This window comes from uncultured Senegalimassilia sp. (assembly GCF_934632265.1).
Classification (GTDB): Bacteria; Actinomycetota; Coriobacteriia; order Coriobacteriales; family Eggerthellaceae; genus Senegalimassilia.
In genome coordinates this window covers 1-2,453 of the sequence record NZ_CAKTYH010000182.1, presented here as the reverse complement: position 1 = coordinate 2,453, position 2,453 = coordinate 1, and the positions used below count along the sequence as shown (strand labels likewise).

Genomic DNA, 2,453 nt, shown 5'->3' with positions numbered 1-2,453 from the left:
AAAGCACAAAAAAAGATGGAATAATGCAGGAGAACATGAAGATGTTTACATATTTTCAGAGAGGTAAAAAAGCGCGGCGCGCGTTATTTCCCGTTCCCGCACCGAAAAGTGCAACCGGAAGGGTGGTTCGGGGGGAGAGGTGACATTGATCGAGGGAGGGAAAGGTATATGATCCAATTCAAGGACTGGCGGCTGGAATGGGACGGCTCGCCGGTGGCGATGCAGTTCGACAATGACAGCGTGCGGCTGGAGATCGTGGGGGAAATGCCGACGGGGTACAATTGGGAGCTGCTGATGCGGGAGCCGGAGGGCGGCATGGACATCCTGACGCTGGAGAAACAGCCCGATGGCGTAGGTGTGCTGCTGAAGCGGGAGAATCTGCCGAAGTGGGGGACTTACGCCTTACAGCTCAGGGGGACGCTGCAAGCTGACGGTACCACCCAGCGGCACAGCACAGTGGCGGAGGTGCTGGTGCCGGAGAGCCTGTCGGGGGATACGGCGTGGCCGGAGATCCCGGCGGCGTTTCGCCAGCTGGAGGCGCGGCTCAAGGAGCTGGCGGCACATCCGCCGAAGCCGGGGAGTAATGGGTATTGGCTGCTGTGGGACGCAGAGGAGGGTGTGTATCACGACAGCAACCTGCCGGTAGGAATCGGCGGACCGAAGGGAGATAAAGGGGATACCGGCCCCAAGGGGGATAAGGGCGATACCGGTGCGGCAGGTGCTCCCGGTCCGCAGGGAGAGCAAGGCCCACAGGGCGAGCAGGGCATACAAGGCGTGAAGGGTGAACGCGGGCCGGAGGGACCGCAGGGTGTGCAGGGTCCGCAGGGAAAGCAGGGCATCCAAGGCCCGGAGGGGCCGCAGGGTCCGGTTGGACCGGCAGGCCCGCAGGGAGAGCCGGGACCGGAATACACCGCCGGGGAGAACATCTCCATCAGCGGCAGCGTCATCGCTACCAAGGCGTTTCCCTGCAACCCGAACCTGCTGGACAACTGGTACTTTGGCAATCCCGTGAATCAGCGGGGACAGACCAGCTACCCCGGCGGCGCGTATGCCGTCGACCGGTGGCTCCCCAGCAGCGGCAACACAAGTCTGGTCGTCAATGATGGTTACCTCACGGTAACAACGCGGACGGCCGGCGCGGCGGTAGATCAGATTCAGGAGTTTCCCTACCCACCCGGTACAGTGCTGACGCTCTCGGCGCTGATGCGCTGCGCAACGGCGAACGCAGGACTTCAATGCAGATTTGGCAAGGATGGTACGGATGCCGCGGACTACTCTGAAACCGTCACGCTTACGGGTACGGGCGACTGGGAGCTGGTCACGCTGCCGCTTACCATTCCGAGCGGGATCGGAGCGGTTCTCCAGAGTCCGCGCTTTCGCGGGACAGCTGCCGGTACAACGTATGACATCAAGGCCATCAAGCTGGAGCTTGGTACCCAGCAGACGCTGGTCCATCAGGAGAACGGCGTGTGGGTGCTCAACGAGATCCCGGATTACAGCGAGCAGTACCGGCGCTGCTTGCGGTATTACCAATCCATCCAAGGGGAGAATTTCCCTATTTTTGCGGGTGAGGTCGGCGCAACGGGACGTTTGTACTTTACCGTTCCGCTCATAGAGCCGATGCGCAGCGGCGTCACTGTTGCGGATGTAACAGCGTCAGACATCTATACGACAGCCGGGCGTGCAAAGCTGATCGATGCACCGGGCTACGGGGTGTGGGCGCAGCATCTCAATGCCGTCACGATATGGACGGCAAAGAACAGCGTAAAGGACTACACCACCGACGCGGCTATCGCGGGCGCGGGCGCGGTGTGTTCAGCGACGCTGAAGCTGTCGGCGGAGTTGTCCGGCGCATAAGGAGGTGACCTGATGGAAGTGTGGACGCAGGTGGTGGTGCCGCTCCTTGTGGCGCTGCTGACCTCCACCGCCCTGTGGGGCGTGGTGAGCAAGGTGATCCTCAAGCGTATGGAGCTGACGGCCAAGCGCAGCAAGGCGGACGAGTCGGAGCGGAAGATGCTGGTGGGACTGGCCCACGACCGCATCATCCACCTTGGCATGGTGTACATCGAGAGGGGCTACGTCACGCAGGACGAGTACGAGAATTTGCAGGTGTACCTCTACGAGCCGTATGAGGAGATGGGCGGCAACGGCAGCGCGCGGCGCGTCATGGAGGAAGTGCGGAAGCTGCCCATACGGTGAGGCATAAAATGGAACAGGCGCAGACGCGCCGGAAAGGAATTTGTTATGAAGCTGAGCAACAAGGTATACGACATCTTGAAATGGATGGTCATGATCGTGCTGCCCGCACTGAGCGCCCTGTATGTGGGGCTGGGCGGCATCTGGAATTTCCCGCTGGTGGAGCAGGTGGCGGGGACGATCTCCTGCGTCACCGTGTTCCTCGGCGCCCTGCTGGGTATCAGCACGGCGCAGTATCACAAGGAGGCGAAGAACGA

The 2,453-nt window shown here is 61.5% G+C and carries 3 protein-coding genes; all 3 read left to right on the top strand.

What is annotated here, in order from left to right:
• Positions 1-168: 168 nt before the first annotated feature.
• Positions 169-1,857 (top strand): hypothetical protein, encoded by a 1,689-nt coding sequence (locus Q0H50_RS09235; RefSeq protein WP_294421669.1) that lies wholly within the window; start codon positions 169-171, stop codon positions 1,855-1,857.
• 12 nt (positions 1,858-1,869) lie between these two features.
• Complete coding sequence (locus tag Q0H50_RS09230) at positions 1,870-2,199, top strand: hypothetical protein (RefSeq protein WP_294421668.1); 330 nt, start codon at positions 1,870-1,872, stop codon at positions 2,197-2,199.
• A 45-nt stretch (positions 2,200-2,244) separates the two neighbouring features.
• Positions 2,245-2,453: phage holin (locus Q0H50_RS09225; protein WP_294421667.1), on the top strand; the 209-nt coding region annotated here is incomplete at its 3' end.